This is a genomic window from Streptacidiphilus anmyonensis, assembly GCF_000787855.1.
Classification (GTDB): domain Bacteria; phylum Actinomycetota; class Actinomycetes; order Streptomycetales; family Streptomycetaceae; genus Streptacidiphilus; species Streptacidiphilus anmyonensis.
The window spans coordinates 54377-78137 of sequence record NZ_BBPQ01000008.1 but is presented as its reverse complement, the minus strand read 5'-3'; the positions used below and the strand labels follow the sequence as shown (position 1 = coordinate 78137).

23 protein-coding genes and 1 pseudogene are annotated in these 23761 nt (G+C 72.2%); 17 read left to right on the top strand and 7 right to left on the bottom strand.

Annotation, left to right across the window (positions count from 1 at the left end; all coding sequences use genetic code 11):
• The 6 genes and pseudogenes from TR50_RS48050 to TR50_RS11050 form a co-directional block, all read left to right on the top strand.
• Positions 1–1193: pseudogene (locus tag TR50_RS48050) on the top strand (hypothetical protein); the annotation flags it as partial.
• A gap of 84 nt (positions 1194–1277) precedes the next feature.
• Complete coding sequence (gene argC, locus TR50_RS11070; RefSeq protein WP_042418563.1) at positions 1278–2318, top strand: N-acetyl-gamma-glutamyl-phosphate reductase; 1041 nt, start codon at positions 1278–1280, stop codon at positions 2316–2318.
• Positions 2315–3496: a bifunctional glutamate N-acetyltransferase/amino-acid acetyltransferase ArgJ gene (gene argJ / locus TR50_RS11065; RefSeq protein ID WP_236654375.1), complete on the top strand. Its 1182-nt coding sequence runs from the start codon at positions 2315–2317 to the stop codon at positions 3494–3496. The genes argC and argJ overlap by 4 nt, the downstream gene beginning before the upstream one ends.
• 22 nt (positions 3497–3518) lie before the next feature.
• A complete protein-coding gene (argB, locus tag TR50_RS11060; protein ID WP_042418561.1) occupies positions 3519–4466 on the top strand; it encodes an acetylglutamate kinase in 948 nt (315 codons plus the stop codon).
• Positions 4463–5662: an acetylornithine transaminase gene (locus TR50_RS11055; protein ID WP_042418558.1), complete on the top strand. Its 1200-nt coding sequence runs from the start codon at positions 4463–4465 to the stop codon at positions 5660–5662. Before argB ends, TR50_RS11055 begins: the two co-directional genes overlap by 4 nt.
• A gap of 14 nt (positions 5663–5676) precedes the next feature.
• A complete protein-coding gene (locus TR50_RS11050; protein ID WP_042418556.1) occupies positions 5677–6216 on the top strand; it encodes an arginine repressor in 540 nt (179 codons plus the stop codon).
• Between the two features lie 43 nt (positions 6217–6259).
• Here TR50_RS11050 and TR50_RS11045 read toward each other — a convergent pair whose 3' ends face one another.
• Positions 6260–6985 carry a class I SAM-dependent methyltransferase gene (locus TR50_RS11045; RefSeq protein ID WP_042418553.1) on the bottom strand — a complete coding sequence of 242 codons (726 nt, stop codon included), beginning with the start codon at positions 6983–6985 and terminating at the stop codon, positions 6260–6262.
• 333 nt (positions 6986–7318) lie between these two features.
• On the opposite strand from TR50_RS11045, the gene TR50_RS11040 reads away from it, so the two are divergent.
• From TR50_RS11040 to TR50_RS11030, 3 genes are read left to right on the top strand one after another with little or no spacing between them, the layout of a single operon-like run.
• Positions 7319–8932 (top strand): class I adenylate-forming enzyme family protein, encoded by a 1614-nt coding sequence (locus TR50_RS11040; protein WP_236654374.1) that lies wholly within the window; start codon positions 7319–7321, stop codon positions 8930–8932.
• Positions 8923–9660, top strand: coding sequence for a tRNA-dependent cyclodipeptide synthase (locus TR50_RS11035; protein WP_236654373.1), 738 nt, complete (start codon positions 8923–8925; stop codon positions 9658–9660). The genes TR50_RS11040 and TR50_RS11035 overlap by 10 nt, the downstream gene beginning before the upstream one ends.
• A 29-nt stretch (positions 9661–9689) precedes the next feature.
• The gene (locus TR50_RS11030) at positions 9690–10499 is read left to right on the top strand and encodes a DUF3050 domain-containing protein (RefSeq protein WP_042418548.1); all 810 of its coding nucleotides are present in this window, start codon (positions 9690–9692) and stop codon (positions 10497–10499) included.
• Positions 10500–10534: 35 nt separating this feature from the next.
• Here TR50_RS11030 and TR50_RS11025 read toward each other — a convergent pair whose 3' ends face one another.
• Positions 10535–11911, bottom strand: a complete 1377-nt coding sequence (locus tag TR50_RS11025) for a cytochrome P450 (RefSeq protein ID WP_042418546.1) — start codon at positions 11909–11911, stop codon at positions 10535–10537.
• 222 nt (positions 11912–12133) lie between these two features.
• On the opposite strand from TR50_RS11025, the gene TR50_RS11020 reads away from it, so the two are divergent.
• A complete protein-coding gene (locus tag TR50_RS11020) occupies positions 12134–12439 on the top strand; it encodes a hypothetical protein (RefSeq protein WP_042418543.1) in 306 nt (101 codons plus the stop codon).
• Between the two features lie 89 nt (positions 12440–12528).
• Here TR50_RS11020 and TR50_RS11015 read toward each other — a convergent pair whose 3' ends face one another.
• A complete protein-coding gene (locus TR50_RS11015; RefSeq protein WP_042418541.1) occupies positions 12529–12762 on the bottom strand; it encodes a hypothetical protein in 234 nt (77 codons plus the stop codon).
• Between the two features lie 62 nt (positions 12763–12824).
• Positions 12825–13304: an Lrp/AsnC family transcriptional regulator gene (locus TR50_RS11010; RefSeq protein ID WP_042418537.1), complete on the bottom strand. Its 480-nt coding sequence runs from the start codon at positions 13302–13304 to the stop codon at positions 12825–12827.
• Between the two features lie 160 nt (positions 13305–13464).
• On the opposite strand from TR50_RS11010, the gene TR50_RS11005 reads away from it, so the two are divergent.
• The gene (locus TR50_RS11005; protein ID WP_042418533.1) at positions 13465–14634 is read left to right on the top strand and encodes a trans-sulfuration enzyme family protein; all 1170 of its coding nucleotides are present in this window, start codon (positions 13465–13467) and stop codon (positions 14632–14634) included.
• A 455-nt stretch (positions 14635–15089) separates the two neighbouring features.
• Positions 15090–16304, top strand: a complete 1215-nt coding sequence (locus tag TR50_RS11000; RefSeq protein ID WP_236654371.1) for a serine hydrolase domain-containing protein — start codon at positions 15090–15092, stop codon at positions 16302–16304.
• Between the two features lie 25 nt (positions 16305–16329).
• Here the strand turns inward: TR50_RS11000 and TR50_RS10995 are convergent, their stop codons facing one another.
• Positions 16330–16881 (bottom strand): YbhB/YbcL family Raf kinase inhibitor-like protein, encoded by a 552-nt coding sequence (locus TR50_RS10995; RefSeq protein WP_042418876.1) that lies wholly within the window; start codon positions 16879–16881, stop codon positions 16330–16332.
• Between the two features lie 106 nt (positions 16882–16987).
• Here TR50_RS10995 and TR50_RS10990 point away from each other — a divergent pair, with 106 nt between their 5' ends.
• The 3 genes from TR50_RS10990 to argH all read left to right on the top strand — a co-directional run bounded on the left by TR50_RS10990 (position 16988) and on the right by argH (position 20522).
• Complete coding sequence (locus TR50_RS10990) at positions 16988–17719, top strand: TetR/AcrR family transcriptional regulator (protein WP_236654370.1); 732 nt, start codon at positions 16988–16990, stop codon at positions 17717–17719.
• Positions 17720–17885: 166 nt separating this feature from the next.
• Positions 17886–19082 (top strand): argininosuccinate synthase, encoded by a 1197-nt coding sequence (locus TR50_RS10985; RefSeq protein ID WP_042418530.1) that lies wholly within the window; start codon positions 17886–17888, stop codon positions 19080–19082.
• Between the two features lie 15 nt (positions 19083–19097).
• Complete coding sequence (argH, locus tag TR50_RS10980; RefSeq protein ID WP_042418522.1) at positions 19098–20522, top strand: argininosuccinate lyase; 1425 nt, start codon at positions 19098–19100, stop codon at positions 20520–20522.
• Between the two features lie 59 nt (positions 20523–20581).
• Here argH and TR50_RS10975 read toward each other — a convergent pair whose 3' ends face one another.
• On the bottom strand, positions 20582–21013 hold the full coding sequence (locus TR50_RS10975) for a winged helix-turn-helix transcriptional regulator (protein ID WP_042418519.1): 432 nt from the start codon (positions 21011–21013) through the stop codon (positions 20582–20584).
• 100 nt (positions 21014–21113) lie between these two features.
• On the opposite strand from TR50_RS10975, the gene TR50_RS10970 reads away from it, so the two are divergent.
• Together TR50_RS10970 and TR50_RS10965 are read left to right on the top strand one after the other, a co-directional pair.
• Entirely contained in the window at positions 21114–21863 is a 750-nt protein-coding gene (locus TR50_RS10970) for an SDR family NAD(P)-dependent oxidoreductase (protein ID WP_042418515.1), read from the top strand.
• A 149-nt stretch (positions 21864–22012) separates the two neighbouring features.
• Entirely contained in the window at positions 22013–23146 is a 1134-nt protein-coding gene (locus TR50_RS10965; protein WP_152648350.1) for a hypothetical protein, read from the top strand.
• A 24-nt stretch (positions 23147–23170) separates the two neighbouring features.
• On the opposite strand, the gene TR50_RS10960 is transcribed toward TR50_RS10965, so the two are convergent.
• On the bottom strand, positions 23171–23701 hold the full coding sequence (locus TR50_RS10960) for a tetratricopeptide repeat protein (RefSeq protein ID WP_042418512.1): 531 nt from the start codon (positions 23699–23701) through the stop codon (positions 23171–23173).
• Between the last annotated feature and the right edge of the window lie 60 nt (positions 23702–23761).

The following is a 23761-nucleotide window of genomic DNA, read 5'->3' as shown; positions in this document are numbered from 1 at the left end:
AGTCCCGCTGGTTCGGCTGGCTGGTGCCGCTGCTCGGCGGCGGCGGGCTGGCCGTCGTCGTCCTGGCGACCGGCCCGGTGCTCTCCGCGCACGCCTACCGCACCGCGCCGCCGTGCGTGGACCAGGTCGTGACCGCCGACTGCCGGGGTGTCGTCGCGACGACCGTGAACGGCGTGCGGACCCCGGCCGGGGCCGGGTGGCCGGCCGTGTCGCTGGTGACGGCGGACGGCAGCCTCAACAGCTGGACCGACTTCGGCGACGGCCCGCTGGTCGGCCGGGCGGCGGCGCTGCGGAGCACCGGCACGGTGCTGAACGCCCACGTCTGGCGCGGCCGCATCCTCGGTGTCGACCTCGACGGCACGACGGACTGGGCGGTGGACGGGCCGCCCGACGGCACGTTCGGCCTGGCGGCGCTCGGTGTGGCGCTCGGGCTGTTCGTCCTGCTCAACCGCGGCTGGGCGCGGAGGCGCAATCCCTCGGGGGCGACTGCGGCCCGGCGTCTTCTGGCGGAGGACGCCGCGCAGTTCGGCCTGCTCGCCGCCGGTCTGTGGCTGCTGGGCGAGGGATTCGTCTGGGCGCTGGCGCCGTTGCTGGCCGCGCCGGTCTGGTCGGCGTTCTGCGTCCGGCAGGTCTGGATCCGGGAGCGGGCGCGCGGCTACGTCCCGGTTCTGCCCGGTCGCACGGAGCGGGAGCCGGTCCTGACGGGAGGGACTCTCGCCGACCGCTTCGCCGAGCTCGCGGACGCGCCGCTGCTGCTCGAACCGGCCGACCGCAGGATCGAGACGCTCGTGAACCGGGTCCGCCTCGAGCCCGAGCTGCTGGACGACCCCGCGGCGGACGATCTCCCGTCGCTGCTCGAAGGGCTGTCGACGACCCTGCGGGACCGTCTCGCCACGGCCGGGCGCAGCGGCCCCGCCACCTTCTACGCCTACCTCCCGGCCGAGGACGCCGGCCTGTACTGCGGTACGACCTCACGCACCCCCGCGCAGACCCTGGACGCCCCCGTGCCCTTCCTCCCCGTCGACTCGGCGGCGGAGCTGGTCGCCCACTGGCCCGGGCGGGTCGCCGAGAGTGCTGAGGACGAGGACGAGGACGAGGACGAGGACTGGGACGAGGACGAGGATTGGGACTGGGACTGGGACGCGGACGCCGCGGAGACGCGCGTTCCGATCTGGGTCGTCGAGCTGGCCTGATGCCGGTAGGGCCCTCCCCGGCGGGCTTCATTGCATGAATCTGTGGACCTCCGTATAGTTATCCCCACACGAGGAGGGCAGCACATGGCAGCGAAGGCCACTTACCGCGCGGCGGTCGCCGGGGCGAGCGGGTATGCCGGGGGAGAGGTGCTGCGACTGCTGCTGGCCCACCCCGCGATCGAGATCGGGGCGCTGACCGGCGGGTCCAACGCCGGGACGCGGCTCGGGGAGCTGCAGCCGCACCTGTGGCCGCTGGCCGACCGGGTGCTGGAGCCGACCACCGCCGAGACGCTGGCCGGGCACGACGTCGTCTTCCTCGGCCTGCCGCACGGCCAGTCCGCCGCCGTGGCGGAGCAGTTGGGGCCGGACGTGCTCGTCGTCGACTGCGGCGCGGACTTCCGGCTGCACAGCGCGGAGGACTGGGAGAACTTCTACGGCTCCCCGCACGCCGGCACCTGGCCGTACGGGCTGCCCGAGCTGCCCGGCGCGCGCAAGGGGCTCGAGGGGACGAAGCGCATCGCCGTTCCCGGCTGCTACCCCACCTCCGTCTCGCTCGCGCTGTTCCCCGCCTACGCCGCCGGGCTCGCCGAGCCCGAGGCCGTGGTCGTCGCCGCGTCCGGCACCTCCGGCGCCGGGAAGGCGGCCAAGCCGCACCTGCTCGGCAGCGAGGTCATGGGATCGATGAGCCCGTACGGCGTGGGCGGCGTCCACCGCCACACGCCCGAGATGACGCAGAACCTCTCCGCCGTCGCGGGCGAGCGCATCGCCGTCTCGTTCACTCCCACGCTCGCGCCGATGTCGCGCGGCATCCTCGCCACCTGCTCCGCCAAGGCGAAGCCCGGCGTCACCGCCGCGCAGGTGCGGGCCGCCTACGCCGAGGCGTTCGACGGCGAGACCTTCGTCCACCTGCTCCCGGAGGGGCAGTGGCCCGCCACCGCCTCCGTCCAGGGGTCCAACAACGCGCTGGTCCAGGTCGTGCTCGACGAGGGCGTCGGCCGGATCATCGCCATCGCCGCCATCGACAATCTGGTCAAGGGCACCGCCGGCGGCGCCGTCCAGAGCATGAACATCGCCCTCGGCCTGCCCGAGGAGCTCGGCCTTCCGCAGACAGGAGTCGCACCGTGAGCCAGAACCCCGTGACCAATGCTGGTGTCGGCGTCACGGCGGCCCGCGGCTTTCGCGCGGCGGGCGTCGCCGCCGGGATCAAGGCGTCCGGCGCGCCGGACCTGGCGCTCGTCGTCAACGACGGCCCCTCCCACGCCGCGGCCGGCGTCTTCACCTCCAACCGGGTCAAGGCCGCGCCCGTGCTCTGGTCCCAGCAGGTCGTGAGGGGCGGCGAGATCAGCGCCGTCATCCTCAACTCCGGCGGCGCCAACGCCTGCACCGGCCCGCTCGGCTTCCAGGACACCCACGCCACCGCCGAGAAGGTCGCCGACGTGCTGGGCCTGAGCGCGGGCGAGGTCGCCGTCGCCTCCACCGGCCTGATCGGCGTCCGGCTGCCGATGGAGCAGCTGCTCCCCGGCGCCGAGACCGCCGCCGCCGCGCTCAGCGAGGACGGCGGCGAGGCCGCCGCCGTCGCCATCAAGACCACGGACACCGTCCACAAGACCGCCGTCGCCCAGGGCACCGGCTGGACGGTGGGCGGCATGGCCAAGGGCGCGGGCATGCTCGCCCCGGGCCTGGCCACCATGCTGGTGGTGATCACCACCGACGCTCTCGTCGAGGCCCCTGAGCTGGACGCGATCCTGCGCTCCGCCACCTCGAAGACCTTCGACCGCGTCGACTCCGACGGGTGCATGTCCACCAACGACACCGTGCTGCTGCTCGCCTCCGGCGCCAGCGGCATCGTCCCGGACGCGGACGAGTTCGCCGCAGCCGTCCGCGAGGTCTCCGCCGACCTGGCCCGCCAGCTGATCGGCGACGCCGAGGGCGCGAGCAAGGACATCCGCATCGACGTCGTGAACGCCGCCAGCGAGGCCGACGCCGTCGAGGTCGCCCGCTCCATCGCCCGCAACAACCTGCTCAAGTGCGCCATCCACGGCGAGGACCCGAACTGGGGCCGGGTCCTGTCCGCCATCGGCACCACCTCGGCCGCCTTCGAGCCGGACCGGCTGAACGTCGCCATCAACGGCGTCTGGGTCTGCCGCGACGGCGGCGTCGGCGAGGACCGCGAGCTGGTCACCATGAAGGACCGCGAGGTCGTCATCACCGCCGACCTGAACGCCGGTCAGGAGACGGCGACGGTGTGGACCAACGACCTCACCGCCGAGTACGTCCACGAGAACAGCGCCTACTCCAGCTGACCACCTGAAGACTGGACCCGTCGTGCAGATCGCACCCAAGGGCGAACAGGCCCGCAACAACACCGCGCTCCCCAAGGCGCTCACGCTCGTCGAGGCCCTGCCGTGGCTGGAGCGCTTCCACGGCAAGACCGTCGTCATCAAGTTCGGCGGCAACGCCATGGTCGACGACCAGCTCAAGGCGGCCTTCGCGCAGGACGTCGTGTTCCTTCGCTACGCCGGCCTGCGCCCCGTCGTCGTCCACGGCGGCGGTCCGCAGATCAGCGCGCAGCTGGCCAGGCTGGGCCTGGAATCCACGTTCACCAACGGTCTGCGCGTCACCACGCCGGAGACCATGGACGTGGTGCGCATGGTGCTGGCCGGACAGGTCCAGCGCGACCTGGTCGGGCTGCTCAACGAGCACGGCCCCTTCGCCGTCGGCATGACCGGCGAGGACGCGCACACCATGACCGCGATCAAGCGCTACGCCGAGGTCGACGGCGAGCAGGTCGACATCGGCCTGGTCGGCGACATCGCCAACGTCGACGCGGGCGCGGTCAAGGCGCTGATCCAGGACGGGCGCATCCCCGTCATCTCCTCCGTGGCGCGCGGCTCGGACGGCCACGTCTACAACGTCAACGCCGACACCGCCGCCAGCGCCATGGCCGTGGCGCTCCAGGCCGAGATGCTGGTCGTCCTCACCGACGTCGAGGGCCTCTACGCCGACTGGCCCGAGTCCGACGACGTGATCAGCCAGCTGGCCGCCTCCGAGCTGGAGAAGCTGCTGCCGACGCTGGCCAGCGGCATGCTGCCGAAGATGGAGGGCTGCCTGCGCGCCGTCCGCGAGGGCGTGGGCACCGCGCGCGTGCTGGACGGCCGCGTCCAGCACAGCCTGCTGCTGGAGATCTTCACCGACGAGGGCATCGGCACGATGGTCGTGCCGGACGCCGAGACCGACACCGAACTGACCGTGATGGCTGGGGGGCTGGCATGACCGGCAACGCTGCGGCAACTTCCGACGACCAGCTGACGAGCCGTTGGCAGCACGCGCTGATGGACAACTTCGGCACCCCGCGGCTGCCGCTGGTCCGCGGCGAGGGCGTGCACGTCTGGGACGCCGAGGGCAAGCGCTACACCGACTACCTCGGCGGCATCGCGGTCAACTCGCTCGGCCACGCCCACCCGGCGATCGTCGCCGCGGTCACGCGGCAGATCGGCACCCTCGGCCACGTCTCCAACCTCTTCATGGCCGAGCAGCCGATCCGGCTCGCCGAGCGGCTGATCGGCCACACCGGCCACGAGGAGGCGCGGGTCTACTTCTCCAACTCCGGCGCCGAGGCCAACGAGGCCGCCTTCAAGCTGGCCCGGCTCACCGGCCGCACCCACATGGTCTCCGCGCTCGGCGCCTTCCACGGCCGCACCATGGGCGCGCTCGCGCTGACCGCCCAGCCGAAGAAGCAGGACGGCTTCCACCCACTGCCCGGCGACGTCACCAACGTCCCCTACGGCGATGTCGAGGCGCTGCGCGCCGCGGTCACCGAGGAGACCGCCGCCGTGATCCTGGAGCCGATCCAGGGCGAGAACGGCGTCGTCGTCCCCCCGGCGGACTACCTGGTCGCGGCCCGTGAGATCACCCGGGCCAAGGGCGCGCTGCTGATCCTGGACGAGATCCAGACCGGCATCGGCCGCTGCGGCCACTGGTTCCGGTACCAGGCGTTCGAGGGCGTCGACCCGGACGTCGTGACGCTCGCCAAGGGTCTCGGCGGCGGCCTGCCCATCGGCGCGACGATCGCCTTCGGCGACGCGGCCCACCTGTTCAAGCCCGGCCACCACGGCTCCACCTTCTCCGGCAACCCGGTCGTCTGCGCGGCCGCCAACGCCGTCCTCGACACCATCGAGCAGGACGGCCTGCTGGACCACGTCACCAAGGTGGGCGAGCGGCTGCGGGCGGGCGTCACGGCCCTGAACGACCCCCTGGTCGACCATGTTCGTGGCGCCGGTCTGCTGATCGGCATCGTGCTCACCCGGCCGGTCGCGGGCGAGCTCCAGGCCGCGCTCCAGCGCGCGGGATTCCTGGTGAACGCCGCGGCCCCGGACGTCATCCGGTTGGCCCCGCCGCTGATCCTGACCGAGTGGGACGTGGACGCCTTCCTGGCGGTCCTCCCGGGTGTGCTCCGCTCGATCAAGTAAGGGACACTTGCTCCATGACCGAACCCCATCGCGACGCGCCGGCCTCGTCCGCGGCGGCCCAGCTGCCGCAGACGCGCACGGCACGCCACCGGCGGATCGTGGAGCTGCTCACACGTCAGCCCGTCCGCTCGCAGAGCCAGCTGGCCAAGCTGCTCGCCGACGACGGGCTGACGGTCACTCAGGCCACCCTCTCCCGGGACCTGGACGAGCTCGGCGCGGTCAAGATCCGCAACTCCGACGGGGCGTTGATCTACGCCGTCCCGGCGGAGGGCGGCGACCGGACGCCGCTGGCGCCGATGGGGGAGTCCGCGTCGGAGACCCGCATGGCCCGGCTGGCGGCCGAGCTGCTGGTCTCCGCGACGTCCTCCGGCAACCTGGTGGTGCTGCGCACGCCGCCGGGCGCGGCCCAGTTCTTCGCCTCCTCCATCGACCAGTCGGGGGTGGAGGAGATCATAGGCACCATCGCGGGCGACGACACGGTCCTGGTCATCAGCCGCGACCCGAACGGCGGCCAGGACCTGGCCCAGTACCTGCTGCGGCTGGCGCAGTCCTGAGCGGCGCTCCGCCCACGCCGGGAGGTCCGCCGAGGTCCGGCCGTCAGTCCAGGTAGGCGCTCAGCAGCAGGCCGGGCGGGTTCTTCAGCAGTCGGTCGAGGCCGGCCGCGCGCGGGTCGTCGCCGGCGGTGTGAGCCATCGGCTCCCAGTCGACGCGGGCGAACCCGGCCGACTCCAGGGCCTGTTGGAGGCTCGCCGCCGGCCAGTAGCGGACTTCGACCGTGGCCGGCGGCGTCGCCGGAATGGTGACGGTGAAGGCGTCCCCCTCGTGCGCGTCGGCGGGCCGGTCGACCAGGAATCCGAAGTCCTTCGCCGCCTCCGCGTCGCACTCGGTGTTGCCGACGTAGGCCAGCAGCCGCCCGCCGGGGGCGAGCTGCGAGGCGAGCTGTCGGCACATGCTCTCCAGCGCGCCCCGGTCGTCCGCGTAGTGCAGCACGTTGACGGCGACCACCACGTCGAACGCGCCCAGCGACGGCATCGCCGCAAGATCGTGCACGAGATAGCGGATTCCCAGCGGTTCCTCGGCCTCGGCGGCCTCGGCCAGGCGGATCATCTCGGCGGAGGAATCCGTCCCCACCACCTGCGCGGCGCCCTGCCGTGCGACCTTCCGCGCATAGACGCCGTCGCCGCACCCCACGTCCAGCACGCGCATTCCACGCGCTTTTCCGAGGGCGTCGAAGAACGACGGGAATTCCACGGTCTCGCGATAGAAATGGATCGCCTTCTCGATGTCGGCGAGACGCGCGGCGAGTTCGTCGTACTGCGTCATGGGTCCCCCTCGTGGTGATGACGCCGGATGGCACGGCCACCTTCGCATTCATGCCCGCCCGGAGGCCAGCGCCCATGCCCCGCCGGTCGAGTCCCGTTCGAACGCGGCTCAAGCCGCGATGGATCCGCAGGCGGTCGAACTGCGTGTTCGCCGCCCATTCCCATCACCATTACCCGGCCTCCGCATCCGGATGGGATCTTTCTTGGTTCGCATTCCCACCAGCAATGGTATCCGTGCCTTTCCGGGCTCCTTGACGGACTGTTCGAGGCGAACCTAGGGTGATTTCGATTCGCGTGACCAATCGGTTGGAACCGAATGGCAATGGGGGAATCCGTGTCCAATCTCCAGTTGTGGAAGTCCAGTCTGGGACTTCTTTTCGACCGCCGGGCGGAAGCCGGAAAAGCGATGGTCTTCCGTCTGAGCCGACCACTCGACATCGATCCGACCGGCCAGGACATCCTCGACGTCGAGGCGATGGCCCAGCTGGTCCGCAGGACCGCCGCCGCGCTGCACGCGGCCGGACTGCGCCGCGGCGACCGGTTCGCCGTCTACAAGGAGAACCACTTCGACTGCCTGCTGCTGGCCGCCGCCGGGGTCCGGATCGGCGCGGTGCCGGTCATGCTCTCGGGCCTGCTCTCCCACGACACCGTGCGCGCGCTGCTCCAGCGGGTCGAGGCCAAACTGCTGGTGAGCAACCGCCGGCTGCTCGAGAGCCGCGGAAGCGACGGGGACTCGCTCGTCTCGTTCGCGGAGCGGACCGTCTGCCTGGACGACCGGCTGCCCGACACGCTGGCCTTCGCCGACCTGTGCGGCGGCGAGGAACCGCCGCCGAACCCGGTCGGCGACGACGAGCTGATGATGCTCACCCACACCTCCGGCACCACCGGCATTCCCAAGCTCATCATGTACACCCCGAGGAAGCTCCAGGGTGAGATGGCCCGGCTGGAATGCCGGCACCTGCCGCCGATCACCTTCCGGCGCAACGACACCGTGGCGATGTTCCTGCCCTACGTCCACGCCCGCTCCTTCACCTGGATCTACTCGGTGCTGACGCTCTCGCCCGCGAAGGTCCTGCTGATGAGCGACAGCGACCCCGAGGTCGTCGGCCGGCTGTTCCGGCAGTACCGGCCGACGGTGATCGAGGCCCTGCCGGTGGACTTCTCCCAACTGGAGGGGCTCGCCGGTGACGGGCGCTTCGGCGCCTTCCGCGACGTGCGGATGTTCATCAGCAACTTCGACGCCGTGCACTGGTCCACCGTCCGCACCTTCCTGAACGCCTCCGCGCACCGGATGCCGCTGTGGCGTGAGGGCTACGGGCAGTCCGAGACCGGCGGCATGGGGATGACGTTCATCACCCGCCAGCGGGCGAACCGGCGCCGCGACGCGCAGCCGGGCCCGCGCAAGGTGGGCCGGCCGATGCCGGGGTTCGTCCAGCTCAAGGTCGTGGACCCGAAGACCTTCGCGCCCGTGCCGAACGGCAGCCCGGGGCTCGTCCTGGCCCGGACCAAGGCACGCTGCATCGGGTACTACCGCGAACCCGAGCGCTGGGAGGAGAAGGCGGTCGGTGAGTGGTGGAACACCGGCGACATCGGGATCAAGACCCGGACCGGTGCCCTGAAGCTCCTCGACCGCGAGGTCAACTACGCGCCGGGTGTCAGCTGCCTGGAGCAGGAGGACGTCATCGTCGACCGGCTCCCCGAACGGCACGAGGTGGCGCTGCTCACGGTGCCGGACCAGCCGCCGGTCCCCGTCGTCGCCACCCCGGAGGGCCAACTGGGCAGGGAGCTCTGGGAGGAGGCCGTCCGAGGGCTGCCCGAACTGGCCGAGCCGATCGTGATCGCCTTCAAGGACATGCCGCGCACGGGCACCGGGAAGATCCTCCGGGAGGAGCTCCGCCGGCGGTATCTCGGCGACGCCGACCACGTCGGCTCGGGGCGATGGACCTGATGACCGCACGGGGGAGTGCGGTCGACCGGAGCGGATCGCCGGTCGTCCAGGGGCCGTTCACGGTCGAACCGTTCACCGAGGCCTGCCGCGCGGTCTGGGAGCAGCGGCAGCACGTGGTCGTGGGTGTGAGCCCCGGCAACAGCTACTTCAGCGTGCCCAGGCTGACGGCTCTGCTCGGCTGGCTCTGTGACGAGTTCGCCCGCGTCGACGTCGTCATCCCGGACTCGGCCCTGGAGCAGACCTTCCTGGCGCTGGGTCACGACCCCGCCCGCGCGGCGAAGAAGACCAGGGGCGAGATCAACGCCCTGGTCAACCGGGTCACGCGCGCCTGGCGCGAGCGTGGCGGACCGAGGCCCGAGGACGGCCTGCACCGGATGTCGCAGCTGGAGTCCAACGACGTCTACCGAGAGCGGCTCGCCGAGTGCGAGAAGGCGCTGGCCGAGGACGACGCGCTCTGGGAGACGTGCGCGGACATGAGCCGGGAGGTGCTCGCCGCCCGGGGCAGCCAAGGGCCGCACACCGACGGCACCATCGCCCGCGCCATGGGCTACCTCGTGGCGGAACTGCCGTTCTTCCTGGCGTCCGCCGACATCTTCGACGCTCCCACGTCGTTGAACTTCTATCACCGGCCGCTTCCGCTGGCGGAGCTGCTCTTCACCGGGAAGTGCCTGATCCAGCCGTCGCCACGGCAGGCCTACGCCACCATCCGCCCCGTCCGGCCCGTCTGAACCCGGGCATCGATATTCAGGAGAGCACCATGTCACGTTACGACTGGGGCAAGCAGAACCCCGCGATCGACGAACTGCGGGCCGCCGTGTCGGCCGCCCGTTCGGAGGTGACCGGCCACCCGGTGTACCGATGCCTGACCACCCTCCGGGACGTCAACACCTTCACCGAGAACCACGTCTTCGCCGTCTGGGACTTCATGTCCCTCCTCAAGGCCCTCCAGCGCGAGCTCACCTGCGTCGATGTCCCGTGGGTGCCGCGGGGCTCCTCCGAGAGCCGCCGGCTGATCAACGACATCGTCCTGGTCGAGGAGAGCGACGCGCTGGGCGACGGCTTCATCAGCCACTTCGAGCTGTACCTCGACGGCATGGCCCAGGCCGGAGCCGACACCGGACCGATCGAGACGTTCCTCGCCCGCGTCCGCGCGGGCGAGGACGTCCGTTCCGCCCTCAGGACGGCGTGCGTTCCGGCGGCCGCGGCCGACTTCGTCAACGCCACCTGGAACTTCGTGGAGGCCGCACCCGTCCACTGCCAGGCCGCGGCCTTCGCCTTCGGGCGCGAGGACCTGATCCCCGAGATGTTCGACCAGATCGTCAGGATCGACGACCAGGGCGGCCGCCTCGCCACCTTCCGCGACTACCTCGCCCGCCACATCGAGGTCGACGGCGAGGAGCACACCCCCATGGCCATGGCCATGCTGGCGGATCTGTGCGGCGACGACGAGGCCAAGTGGCGCGAGTGCGCCGAGACGGTCCGCACGGCCATGCGGGCGCGCCGTGCCCTGTGGGACGGGATCGTGGCGGAACTCCACGCCGAGGAGCCCGTCGGCGAGGCGGTCTGACGCCGGGTCGGCGCCCCCCGCGGGGGCGCCGACCGTCAGCCGCGGGAGCGCAGTGTCGCCCGGATCGGGCTGGAGGGCTGGAGGGTCAGCCCCGTGAAGGGCTTCACCTCGCCCGGATCGGTCTCCACCCGCCACCTCTGCGCCAGCACGGCCAGCACCAGGGCCGCCTCCACCAGGGCGAAGCGCGTCCCCAGGCAGGTGCGGGGGCCGCCGCCGAAGGGGAACCAGGCGTGGTCGGGGACGGGGATCGGGGCGTCGGGGTCCCAGCGTTGCGGACGGAAGGCGTCCGGCTCGGGGTAGAGGCGGGGGTCGCGGTGCACGGACCACTGGCTCGTCCAGACCGTCGTGCCGGTCGGCACCTCACGGCCGCCCAGGCGCGCGCCCTCCCGCGCGACCGCGCTGATCAGCCAGATCGGCGGGAAGAGCCGCAGCGACTCCTTGACCACCGCCTGCGTGAACGGCAGCCGCGCGTAGTCGTCGAAGGTGGGCAGCCGGCCGTCCAGGACCTCGGTGAGCTCCGCGTCCAGGCGGGCACGGGCCTCGGGCGCCCCGGACAGCAGGTGCCAGGCCCAGGTCAGGGTGGTGGAGGTGGTCTCGTGGCCGCCGATGTAGAGGGTGACGGCCTCGTCACGCAGCTCCCGGTCCGACAGCGGCGCGCCCGTCTCGTCGCGAGCGGCGAGCAGGCGGCTGAGCAGGTCGTCGCGTTCCTCGCCCGCCGCCCGCGCGGCGTGGTGCTCCTCGATGATGCGGTGGATCTCAGCGTCCAACTCGGCCACGGCGACGCGGAGTCGGCGACGCCCGGGAGTCGGCGCCCAGGCCGGGAAGAAGACGGTGACGCCGCGCAGCTCCGCGCCGATCTCCTGCTGCGCCACCGCCATCGCCCTGGCGATGGTCTCCTCGCGGCCGGCGGTCTCCACCCCGAACAGCGTGCGGACCGCGACCCGCTGCGTCAGGCGGGTCATCTCCTGCTGCACGTCCGCACGTTGGCCGTCCCGCCAGGACGACGCGACCGCGTCGGCGCACTCGACCATCGTCGCCGCGTAGGAGCGGACCTGCCGGGGCCGGACCGACGGCTGCACCAGCGAGCGCTTGCGGCGCCAGTCGTCCCCGGTGCTGGTGACCACGCCCTGGCCGAGGACGTGGTGCAGGGCCCAGCCCAACTCGGAGGGACTGAAGGTGACTTCGACACCCGCCAGCAGCTCGTTGACCTCCTCGGGCCGGGAGATCAACAGGCAGGGCCTGGGGCCGAGCCGCCATGACGCCCAGTCGCCGTACTCGTCGCGCAGGCGGCAGAAGAAGGCCAGCGGATCGCGGGCGAAGGCGGGCAGGTTGCCCAGCAGCGGCAGCCCGCGCGGGCCCGCCGGCTGCGCCGTGGTCGTGGTTCCCTTGGCAGAGGCCAGAGTTGAGGTCACCCGGCCAGGATGGCCGGACCCGCCCGAGGTCTCAAGACCGGATCCGGCATCGGGCGCCGCCCGGCCGCTGAGGCGGTGCGAGGGGACACCCCGCCTCCAGCGCCCATCCCGTGGACTCCGGCGCGGGCCGACACCGCTGACCTGTGGCGACACGCCCGGATCACCCACCCGCGCGGCCTAACGCCGGGGTGACCGCCGCGTGCGGCCGTCGTTGATCACGGCATGAACAAGTTCGTGAAGCTCGCAGCGCCGATCCTGCTCCTCAGCCTGGTCCCGGCCCAGGCGGCCCAGGCGGCCCCCGTCCACTCCTCCGGTCACGGAGTCAAGGCCGTGCACGTCATGCACATCGTGCACGGCGACGGCTCCTGGAGCCACGCGGTCGACCGGCGGCACGACCGCTTCCAGGGCGGCTACTACTGGCGCGAGATCGCCGGGATCACGGCCCGCTGGAACGCCCGGGACGACCGCTGGGAGCGCAGGGCCGGCCACGGCTGGCAGCACTGGAACGGCCACCGCTGGGTGGCCTAGCAACCTCTGACCCTCGACACCGGCGGGCCCCCGCGCAGCGTTCGGCGCGGGGGCCCGCTGCTGCCCGCGCCCCTCCACGGCGGGGCGCCTCAGTAGTACGACAGCGGCTCCTTGGCCCGCGCCTCGCACGTGGGGCAGACGGTGTCGCTGCCCCGGAGGGTGGGCGGCCACTGCTCGACGCCGGTGGGGACCGCGTGCAGCCCGTTGGTGCTCTTCTCGCACAGAGTCCACTGCGGACCGTCCGCGGCATGGAAGACACGCCAGCGAACGGGACCGTCGGCGGCCGGGGCCAGACCCTGCTCCATCCACGTGACGACTCGCATAGCTCAACGATCGACGCGGCGCCGCGAGTGCGCATCCCAGGCCGGGGCCGGCGGGGGCGGACTCAGGTGACGGCCTCGCCGCGCATGTGGCCGAAGATGAGGCTGGTCTCGGTGTGGGCGACCGCCGGGTGCGCGGTCAGGTGGTCCAGCACGAAGTCGCGAAGCGCGTCGGTGTCCGGGACGGCGACGTGGAGCAGGTAGTCGTCCGCGCCGGAGAGGTGGTAGGCCGCGATGACGCCCGGCAGGCGGGGGATCTCGGCGGTGAAGCTGGAGATCCGCTCCTTGGTGTGGGCGTGCAGCCGTACCGCGATCATCGCCTGGATGCCGAGCCCCAGCGCGGCCGGGTCGACGTCGGCGTGGAAGCCGCGGATGACCCCCCGCTCGCGCAGCACGCGCATCCGCGTCAGACAGGTGGACGGTGCGATGCCGACCGCCTCCGCGATCGCGTTGTTCGGCATCCGCGCGTCCTGCGCCAGCAGGCGCAGGATGGCGCGGTCCACGGGCGCGAGCGCGGGCTGCGGATTCTTCGGCACAGGGCCCATCGTGCCCGCCGAGCCCGAACAAGTACACAACGGGACGCGGGGAATCCGAATCTTCTGCGGAACTGTGGCGTCGAATGCGTCGGATCTTCATTGTGGGGGCACCGCCGCGGCCCCGACCTGGGCCGTCCGGCTCCACAGCCCTCGACGAGGAGGACTCCCCATGCTGTCCGACGCCACCCGCGCCGACACCCGTGCCGTCCACGCCGGCCGCACCGACCTGCGCGGCCTGGGCGTGCACGTCCCCCCGATCGACCTGTCGACGACCAACCCCCTGCCGGGCGTCGGCAGCGGCGGCGACAGCTACGAGTCGCTCGCGACCGGCGGTCTGATCCCCGAGGGCGGCAGCGCTGTCTACCAGCGCCTGTGGAACCCGACCACCGCCCGCTTCGAGCAGGCGCTCGCCGAGCTGGAGGGCGCGGAGGCCGGCGTCGCCTTCTCCTCCGGCATGGCCGCCATCAGCGCCTGCCTGCTCGCCGCCCGCGCCGACGGGAAGGGCCACGTCGTCGCGGTCCGCCCGCTCTACGGCGGCAGCGACCACCTGCTCGCCACGGGCCTGCTCGGCACCGAGGTCACCTGGGCGACGGCGGAGGACGTCGAGGCCGCGATCCGCCCGGACACCGGCCTGGTCGTCGTGGAGACCCCGGCCAACCCGACCCTGGAGCTCGTCGACCTCGCCGCGCTGGCCGCCCGCTGCGGCGAGGTCCCGCTGCTGGTCGACAACACCTTCGCCACGCCCGTGCTCCAGCAGCCGATCCGGCACGGCGCCACGATCGTCGTGCACAGCGCGACGAAGTACCTCGGCGGCCACGGCGACGTCCTCGCCGGCGTCGTCGCCACCAGCGACGTCTGGGCCCGGAAGATCCGCCCGGTGCGCGCCGTCACCGGCGGCATCCTGCACCCGCTCTCCGCCTACCTGCTCCACCGCGGCCTGCAGACCCTGCCGCTGCGGGTGCGTCACCAGTCCGAGGGCGCGGGCAAGCTGGCCCTGTGGCTCGCGGGGCAGCCCGGCGTCGACCGCGTCTTCTACCCCGGCCTGCCGGACTGCGACCCCCTCGGCCTGATCGGGCGGCAGCAGTCCGCGCCGGGCTCGGTGCTCGCCTTCTCCCTCGGCGGCGGGTTCGACGCGGCCGCGCGTGCGGCCGAGCGCTGCCGGCTGATCACCCACGCGGTCTCGCTCGGCGGCGTGGACACCCTGATCCAGCACCCGGCCTCGCTCACCCACCGCCCGGTCGCGCCCGAGGCCCGTCCGCACGCGTCGGTGCTCCGCGTCTCGGTCGGCCTCGAGGACGTAGAGGACCTGTACGAGGACCTGGCCCAGGCCCTGTCCTGACGCGCGCCCCCGCTGCGCCCGCGCCCTGCCGCGGGTTGAGCCCAGCGCCCTGCCGCAGGCCGAGCCTCTCGGCCTGCCGGGCTCGCGGCGGCAGGTGGCTCGCGGCACACGCTCCGCGCCTCGCGCCTCGCGCCTCGCGCCTCGCGCCCCGCGGCGAGGCGCGGGGCGGTGGCCGGTGCGGGTGCTTGCGGTGCGTCGCGCAGGGCGAGCGGGGCGCGGAGCGGTGGGCGATCCCGCGCTCGGCAGCCGTGCCGGGTCAGGGCCGGCCCTCGGATGCGGGTCCGGCCCGGCCCGCGCCGTGGGTGGCGACCCGGGCCCTGGTGGGCGCGGGCGCCCCGGTCGGGTGGACCGGTACGACTGTTCGGCGGGGCGGCGGCGTGCCACGGCCCGGTGTGGCCGCGGTTCGTTGGCAGCCTGCTCCGGGGGCTCCCGCGAACCGAAGGGCAGGCGTGCCGGTGAAACAGGTCCAAGGTCCACGACGGACGCGTCTGCGCGGCCTGCTGGCCGCCGCGTGCGCGGCGGCCGCGCTCGTCCCGTTCGCGACCGCTCCGGCCGGCGCCTCGGCGTCGGCCGGAGCGGTCGCGGTTCGTTCGGCGGCTGCCGACCCCGGCGGGGCCGACGGGCTGTCCCCGGCGCTGGAGACGCGGCTGGACCGCGCGATCCGGACCGCGATGCGCACGTACGGCATTCCCGGCGCGGTCGTCGGGGCCTGGCTCCCGGGGCACGGGCGCTTCGTGCGCGCGTTCGGCGTCGCGGACGAGAAGACCGGCGAGCCGATGCGGACCGACGTCAACACCCGCATCGGCAGCGTCACGAAGACCTTCACCGTCACGGCCCTGCTGGAGCTGGTCGACCAGGGCCGGGTGCACCTGGACGACCCGATCTCCAAGTACGTCGCCGGTGTCCCGGAAGGGCACAGGATCACGCTGCGGGACCTCGCGGACATGCGCAGCGGTCTGTACCCGTACACCGCGGACAACGGCTTCGAGAGGGACTTCCTGGCCCACCCCACCAGGTCGTTCACCCCGCAGCAGCTGCTCTCCTACGGGTACCGGCACCCGAACCTGTTCCCGCCCGGCAGCCAGTACCTCTACTCGAACTCCAACACCGTGCTGCTGGGCCTGGTCATCGAGAAGCTGACGCACACGTCGCTGAGCGACGACGTCGGCCGGCGCGTCATCGCGCCCAGCGACCTGGACCACAGCGTGATGACCCCGACGACCTACCTGCCGCGGCCCCGCCCGCACGGCTACACCGCGCAGACCCTGAACGGCACCGTCGCGGACGCCACCGGTTGGAGCACCAGCTGGGGCTGGGCCGACGCCGACATGGTCTCCGACCTCAAGGATCTGCACGACTGGGCGTACGACCTCTACCGGGGGACGCTGCTGTCGCGTCACACGCAGGCCCAGCGGCTGAGGTTCATCCCCACGGGTCAGCCGGGCCTGGGCTACGGCCTCGGCGTCGCGGACTTCAACGGCTGGATCGGCCACAACGGCGAGGTGCCGGGCTACGAGACCGTGGACGTCTACCTGCCCTCGGAGCGGGCCACGCTGGTGGTCATGGTGAACACCGACGTCCCGTACCAGGGCAACGTCGCCAACGCCCCGGGCGACCTGCTCGCCACGGCCGTGACGTCCGTGATCACCCCGAAGAACGTCTTCCCCTGACGCCCGCCCGCCGCGCGCCGCGCGCTCAGCGCTCGTAGATCCCGTCGAGCCGTCCACGGGCCAGGATCGGGCCGTTGACGGACGCGAGCACCTCCCGGGGGCGCGCCTTCGCCAGCGCGGCGCCGTCCAGCGCGTTCTCCAGGGCGAACAGCTGGAACACGTACCGGTGCGGACCGTGGCCCTTGATCGGCTCCGGGCCGAGATAACCCGACCTGAAGGTCGAGCGCAGGATCCGCACGCCCTCGGCGGGGGCCTTCGCGTCGAGCGCCCCGGTGGGCAGCGCGGTCAGCTCCGGGTCGATCAGGGCGACGGTGTGGACGGCCGGGGAGCTGATCGGCACGTCCGGGTCCTCCATGACGAACAGCAGCTGGGCCGTCCCGGCCGGGGCGGGCTTCCAGGCGAGGTCGGGGGAGACGTTCCCGCCCCCGGCGCGGCGGCCCACCTGGGCGAGCGGCATGGTCGCGCCGTGAGCGAAGGCGTCGCTGCGCAGGTCCAGGGTGTCGGGGCCGTCCAGGTTGGCGCGGTGCCAGGCGACGTGCTCCTCGCCGGCGCGCCTGTTCTTGAGCAGTCGTCCCATGATCGCCACGGTGCGGATTCCTCTCCTGTTTCTGCGATCAGCGTTCGCAGTATTCTGCCGACTAAGATACTGCATACGGCGTTCGCAGAAAAGAAGGGTCCGTTCTGTGGCGGAGCAGTCGGAGCGGCAGTCGTTGCAGCAGGCCGAGCAGTCCGAGACCAGCATCTGGCTCCGCCCGGCGCGTTCCGGGCGCGGACCCGCGCCGGCCTTCGACCGGGACCGTCTCGCGGAGGCGGGCGTCGCGCTGGCCGACGCGCAGGGTCTCGCCGCCGTGACGATGCGCGCGGTCGCCCAGTCGCTCGGGTCCGCGCCGGCGTCGATGTATCGCTATGTCGCCACACGGGACGAGCTGGTCGAGCTGATGACCGACCGCGTCAACGCGGAGATCTCCTACGCGGGCCTGGGGGCGGGGAGCTGGCTCGACGACCTGCTCGCGCTCGCCCGCGAGGCCCGCGCGGTCTGCCTGCGCCACCCGTGGCTGCTCGACGTCTTCGCGGGCAGCGCGCCCGTCGGTCCGAACACCCTGGTCTACCTCGACCGCTGCCTCGCCTGCCTCGCGGAGCTGCCGCTCGGCGGAAAGGAGAAGCTGGAGGCGATCGCCGTCCTCCAGTCCCTGGTCGCCTCCCTCGCCCGCGCCGAGCTGGCCAAGCAGCTGGACGCCACCGAACCCCCGCCCTGGCGGCGCGCGCGCGACGAGTACCTGCGCCATGCGGCGGCCACGGGGGAGTATCCGCACCTCGCCGCCGCCCTGAAGGGCGCGGGCGCCCCGGGCTCCAAGTCGGCGGACGAGCTCTTCGACCGCATCGTCACGCGCGCCCTGCGCGGGCTGCTGGCCTGACGGCGCGGGCGACCCCGCCCGGCCCCGGCCGTATCCGCTTTGAATTTCATACAGCGGCATGCATAATTATGCCTAGGTCGCCGCGGTGCTTCCCCGCACCCGCACCCATGCCTTCAGCGGCCCTGGACGCATGCCCCGCCTGCCCTGTGAGTGATTGGAGAAAGCCGTGACCGAGCGCGTCGTACTCGCCTACTCGGGCGGTCTGGACACGTCCGTCTGCATCGGCTGGATCGCCGAGGAGACGGGCGCCGAGGTCGTCGCCGTCGCCGTCGACGTCGGCCAGGGCGGCGAGGACCTGAACGTGATCCGCGAGCGCGCCCTCGCCTGCGGCGCGGTCGAGGCCGAGGTCGCGGACGCCCGCGACGAGTTCGCCGACGAGTACTGCCTCCCGGCGATCAAGGCCAACGCGCTGTACCAGGGCGAGTACCCGCTGGTCTCCGCGCTGTCCCGGCCGGTCATCGTCAAGCACCTGGTCGCCGCCGCCAGGAAGCACGGCGCGACCACCGTCGCCCACGGCTGCACCGGCAAGGGCAACGACCAGGTCCGCTTCGAGGTCGGCATCGCCAACCTGGCGCCCGAGCTGAAGTGCATCGCCCCGGTCCGCGACTACGCGATGACCCGCGACAAGGCCATCGCCTTCGCCGAGGCGAAGAACCTGCCGATCGCCACCACCAAGAAGTCCCCCTACTCGATCGACCAGAACGTCTTCGGCCGGGCCGTCGAGACCGGCTTCCTGGAGGACATCTGGAACGCCCCGATCGAGGACATCTACGACTACACCCAGGACCCGGCGCTGCCGCGCGAGGCCGACACCGTCGTCATCTCCTTCGAGGCCGGCGTCCCGGTGGCGATCGACGGCCGCAAGGTCACGGTGCTCCAGGCCATCGAGGAGCTGAACCGCCGGGCCGGCGCGCAGGGCGTCGGCCGCCTCGACATGGTCGAGGACCGTCTCGTCGGCATCAAGTCCCGTGAGATCTACGAGGCTCCCGGCGCGATCGCGCTGATCACCGCGCACAAGGCGCTGGAGAACGTCACCGTCGAGCGCGAACTGGCCCGCTACAAGCGGCAGGTGGAGCAGCGCTGGAGCGAGCTGGTCTACGACGGCCTGTGGTTCTCCCCGCTCAAGCGCGCCCTGGACGGCTTCGTCGACGAGGCCAACCAGCACGTCACCGGCGAGATCCGGCTGGTCCTGCACGGCGGCCGCGCCGTCGTCGACGGCCGGAAGTCCTCCGAGTCGCTCTACGACTTCAACCTCGCCACCTACGACACCGGCGACACCTTCGACCAGTCCATGTCCAAGGGCTTCATCGAGATCTTCGGCATGTCGTCGAAGATCGCGGCGAAGCGGGACCTCCAAGGCTGAGGCGGCCGGATCACGATGGCGAAGAACGAAGACGTCCGGCTCTGGGGTGCGCGGTTCGCCGACGGTCCGTCGGAGGCGCTGGCCGCGCTGTCGGCCAGTGTGCACTTCGACTGGCGGCTCGCCCCCTACGACATCGCCGGCTCCAAGGCGCACGCCAAGGTCCTGCACCGGGCCGGGCTGCTCAGCGACGACGAACTGGCCCGGATGCTGGAGGGTCTGACGGTCCTGCTCGCCGACGTCGAGTCGGGCGCCTTCACCGGCACCGTCGCCGACGAGGACGTGCACACCGCGCTGGAGCGCGGCCTGCTGGAGCGGCTCGGCCCCGAGCTCGGCGGCAAGCTGCGCGCGGGCCGGTCCCGCAACGACCAGATCGCCACGCTCGGCAGGATGTACCTGCGCGACCACGCGCGGATCGTCGGCGGGCTGCTGCTGGAGCTCCAGCAGGCGCTGGTGGGCCTCGCCGAGGCCCACCCGGCCACGGCCATGCCCGGCCGCACCCACCTGCAGCACGCCCAGCCGGTGCTCTTCGCGCACCACATGCTGGCGCACGTCCAGGCCTTCGCCCGGGACGCGGAGCGGCTGCGCCAGTGGGACGGGCGCGCGGCCGTCTCGGCCTACGGCTCCGGCGCGCTGGCCGGCTCCTCGCTGGGCCTGGACCCGCAGTACGTCGCCGCCGAACTCGGCTTCGAGGGCGGCTCCGCGGCCAACTCCATCGACGGGACGGCCTCGCGCGACTACGTCGCGGAGTTCGCCTTCATCACGGCGATGATCGGTGTCAACCTCTCCCGCGTCGCGGAGGAGGTGATCATCTGGAACACCAAGGAGTTCGGCTTCATCACGCTGCACGACGCCTTCTCCACGGGCTCCTCGATCATGCCGCAGAAGAAGAACCCGGACATCGCCGAGCTGGCCCGCGGCAAGTCGGGCCGCCTCATCGGCAACCTGACCGGTCTGCTGGCCACGCTCAAGGCGCTGCCGCTCGCCTACAACCGCGACCTCCAGGAGGACAAGGAGCCGGTCTTCGACTCCTGCGACACCCTCGAGGTGCTGCTGCCCGCCTTCATCGGCATGATGGCGACGCTGACGGTCCACGAGGAGCGCCTGGAGGAGCTGGCCCCGGCCGGGTTCTCCCTCGCGACGGACATCGCGGAGTGGCTCGTCAAGCGCGGCGTCCCGTTCCGGGTCGCCCACGAGGTCGCGGGCGCCTGCGTCAAGTTCTGCGAGCCGCGCGGCATGGAGCTGTGGGATCTGACGGACGAGCAGTTCGCGGAGATCAGCCCCCAGTTGACGTCGGAGGTCCGCGAGGTCCTGTCGGTGAAGGGCGCGATCGCGGCCCGCAACGGCCGCGGCGGCACCGCCCCGGACGCGGTCGCGGTCCAACTGGCCGAGGTCAAGGCCAACCTGACGCTCCAGCAGGAGTGGCTGGACGCGAAGCGCTAGGTCCGCCGCGTCGGAAGGTGCCGGGGTCGGCCGTCGTACGACGGCCGACCCCGGCACCTTCACCTTTGCGGTGGGACGGGCGACGCGTCGGGCGAGTCCTGCCGTATGTCGTACTGCTCCTGGTTGGCGAGGAGCTCGTCCCCGTGCCGCCCGAACCACTGGATGAGTTCGGTCAGCGGACCCGCCAGGCTGACCCCGAGTTCCGTCAGGCTGTAGGTGACCTGCGGCGGGTTGGTGGGCGTGACCCGGCGGTCGACGAGCCCGGCCCGAGCCAGGGCCTTGAGGTTCTGCGACAGCATCTTCTGGCTGATGCCGCCGACCCGCTGGTGCAGTTGCGCGAAGCGGTGCGGGCCCGCGATGAGGGCCGAGATGATCAGGGTCGCCCAACGGCTCGTGGTCTGGTCCATGATCGGCCGCAGCGGACACCTCTGATCGAAGGTGTCATGGGCCAGGAGCCGCGCTGCCGTTGCGACCTGCTGGGTTTCCGTCACCGCATGAGCTTACAAAAAAGTACGTACTTCCCCGTGGAAACCCGCTTTCCTACGGTGACTTCCGCAGGCATCAACGTTCGAGAACGTTCCAGGAGTCACTGTGAGCAGCAACAACGCACGTACGGCGATCGTCACCGGTGCGTCGAAGGGCCTCGGCGCGGGGATCGCCAGGACGCTGGCCAGGACCGGCGCGGCCGTCGTGGTGAACTACCGGGAGGACGCGACGGGCGCCGAGCGGGTCGTCGCGGACATCACGGCCGAGGGCGGCCGGGCGGTCGCGGTCCAGGCCGACGTGGCCCGCGGCGGAGACGTGCGCCGCCTGTTCGATCGGGCGCGCGAGGAGTACGGACCCGTCGACGTGCTCGTGAACAACGCCGCCGTGGCCGTCTTCATGCCGCTGTCGGACATCACCGAGAAGGAGTTCCAGCGCGAGATGACCACGAACGTGCTCGGGACGATCCTCACCACGCAGGCCCTGGCCGCACAGGACGACATCGGCGCCGCGTCGGTCGTCAACGTCTCGACGGCCGGCACGCTCACCCACCCGCTCTACAGCTCGCTCTACGTCGCGTCCAAGAGCGCCGTCAACGCGTTCACCATCGCCGCGGCCAAGGAGCTCGGGCCGCGGGGCATCCGGGTCAACGCGATCATGCCCGGACCGTCGGACACCGAGGGCACCAGGGCGATGGGATTCGTCGGCTCGGCTCAGGAGGCGCAGGCCATTGCCGACACCCCGCTGGGCCGTACGGGCACCCCGGACGACTACGGCCCGCTGGTGGCCTTCCTGGCGTCCGACGACGCACGCTGGATCACGGGGGACGTGATCCTCGCCTCCGGCGGCATGCGCTGACGCTGACACCGCGTCTGTTCGGCGGTGGGCTCCGCCACATGCATCGGACCCTTCGTGTCGGTCGGCCCTGTTAGTTTGGGGACCCACTGCACGGGGTGGTGACGCGCCATGCGGTGGAGCCGCATGTCAGCAGAGTCTCAGCCGAGTCCATGCCCGATGTTGGAGCCCACGTGCAGCCTGTCTTCGCCGACTTCTCCGCCGCCGCCCCCCGGACCGGCAACGCGGCGGTCACCTCCGAACGGGCCCGCTTCGCGCGGGACCACTTCGCGCTGGACGCCGGGGCGGCGGTCACCCTCCTGTTCGACGTTCCCGAGGAGGGCGTCAGGGACGAGCTCACGGTCAAAGTCCGGGCCCTCGTCTCCAAGCTGGGCTCGCGTCCCGGCTACGCACCGCTGGAGCTCGCCGTCAACTCCCGGACGGTCGTGGCCGACTTCCGCATACCCGGTGGGGGAGACCTCCCTCAGCAGATCACTTTCGCGGTGCCCGCGGAGCTGCTCAAGCCGGGCGGAAGCAACACGCTGACGCTCCGCACGGCCTCCGACGCGCGCTCGCAGCTGTGGCTCTACCGCGTGCTGGCCGAGCCCGTCTGGGATCGCGACGCCGCCGAACGGGCGTGGCTGGCCGAGTCGTTCGCACAGTCCCTGCTGACCTACCGCACCGACCGGCGCGCGCCTGGAGCGGAGGAGTGGGAGCCCGCGGCGGCCTGGCGTCTGCATGTCGACTCCGGCGAGGGCGCGATGCCCTCACGCCTGGACTGGCGGGTGCGGTCCGGAGCGGAGGCGTCGGTCGAGTTCGCGCTCGAGCTCCACACCTTCTACGGCCACGCCCGCGACGCCGAGGGCCGGTGGTACGAGCTGCGCGGCGCGCTGACCGACCGTCAGTCCTTCCCCGGTGACGCCGACCCGGCCGATACGCACGCCTTCACGACCGAGGCCGGCTGGGGCGGCCGCTGGCACCAGGGCGGGCCGCTGACGTTCCACCTCGCCGTCGGCGAGGAGACCCCGTTCGAGCGTGTCGCCTGGACCGACCAGCGGGCCTGCTCGGCGTCCATCGGGTTGACGGAGGACGGGAGTTCGTTCCAGGGGTGGTCCCAGCGCGTCAACGAGGGGCCGGTCGGCTACCGGGGCGCGGTGGTCGTGCCGGAGCCCGGGACGTCGCAGGGCCCGTCGGAGCGGCGGGAGCCGAACACCTTCGCCGAGGACCTGGACGAGCTCGGCCAGGCGTTCGCCAACCTGGCCGACACCGCGGCGAAGTCGCTCGGCTCGTTCCTGCGCAGGTTCTGAGGCGGGCCGCCTGTCTGCTCCGGTCTACTCCGGCTCGACCAGGAGCCGGGCGTAGTTGGCCATCGACCGCTGGTAGCGCGGCAGATGCGGAGCGAGGGCGGAGAGCGCGACCGAGACGGCCTCCCGCTCGCGGCCCGAGTCGACCAGGCAGAGCGCGAGCGTGGCGGCGACGGCGTCGTCCAGCACGGCGGCGTCCGGGTCGTGGTTGTCCCGTTCCGCTGTGAGCAGTTCGACCGCCTCCGCCACGCGGCCCACGTTCCGCAGCGAGCTGGACATCTGGACCACGGCCCGGCGTCGGCGCATGCCCGCCAGGCCGCGGTCCAGAGCCTCCCGGTAGAGCGGAACGGCCTTGTCGGAGTGGCCGGTCGAGTCCCACGCGCAGGCACGCTCGAACGGAACCACGGGGCTGTCCTGCGGCAGCTCGGCGGCGAGCGCGTCGATCCGCGCGCGGAACTCGGCCTCACCGGCCTCGCCCCGCTCGTAGTAGCCGTCGATCTCGGCCCAGGCCTGGGCGCTGCGCCGCTCCCAGTCGTTGATGTCGATCTTCACGTCCATGCGGGCAGCCTCGCACGCCGGTGCGGGCGGGTCCAGGGGGTTCCGCTCTGATCCGCTCTG

Bases quoted from the DNA above. Each gene is read 5' to 3' on its own strand.
- TR50_RS11015 (WP_042418541.1), bottom strand. From the start codon at position 12,762: ATGCGAGTCGTCACGTGGATGGAGCAGGGTCTGGCCCCGGCCGCCGAC.
- TR50_RS11020 (WP_042418543.1), top strand. From the start codon at position 12,134: ATGAACAAGTTCGTGAAGCTCGCAGCGCCGATCCTGCTCCTCAGCCTG.
- TR50_RS11055 (WP_042418558.1), top strand. From the start codon at position 4,463: ATGACCGGCAACGCTGCGGCAACTTCCGACGACCAGCTGACGAGCCGT.
- TR50_RS10995 (WP_042418876.1), bottom strand. From the start codon at position 16,881: ATGGGACGACTGCTCAAGAACAGGCGCGCCGGCGAGGAGCACGTCGCC.
- TR50_RS10960 (WP_042418512.1), bottom strand. From the start codon at position 23,701: ATGGACGTGAAGATCGACATCAACGACTGGGAGCGGCGCAGCGCCCAG.
- TR50_RS11050 (WP_042418556.1), top strand. From the start codon at position 5,677: ATGACCGAACCCCATCGCGACGCGCCGGCCTCGTCCGCGGCGGCCCAG.
- TR50_RS11030 (WP_042418548.1), top strand. From the start codon at position 9,690: ATGTCACGTTACGACTGGGGCAAGCAGAACCCCGCGATCGACGAACTG.
- TR50_RS11005 (WP_042418533.1), top strand. From the start codon at position 13,465: ATGCTGTCCGACGCCACCCGCGCCGACACCCGTGCCGTCCACGCCGGC.
- argC (WP_042418563.1), top strand. From the start codon at position 1,278: ATGGCAGCGAAGGCCACTTACCGCGCGGCGGTCGCCGGGGCGAGCGGG.
- TR50_RS11035 (WP_236654373.1), top strand. From the start codon at position 8,923: ATGGACCTGATGACCGCACGGGGGAGTGCGGTCGACCGGAGCGGATCG.
- TR50_RS11045 (WP_042418553.1), bottom strand. From the start codon at position 6,985: ATGACGCAGTACGACGAACTCGCCGCGCGTCTCGCCGACATCGAGAAG.
- TR50_RS10965 (WP_152648350.1), top strand. From the start codon at position 22,013: ATGCCCGATGTTGGAGCCCACGTGCAGCCTGTCTTCGCCGACTTCTCC.
- argH (WP_042418522.1), top strand. From the start codon at position 19,098: ATGGCGAAGAACGAAGACGTCCGGCTCTGGGGTGCGCGGTTCGCCGAC.
- TR50_RS11010 (WP_042418537.1), bottom strand. From the start codon at position 13,304: ATGGGCCCTGTGCCGAAGAATCCGCAGCCCGCGCTCGCGCCCGTGGAC.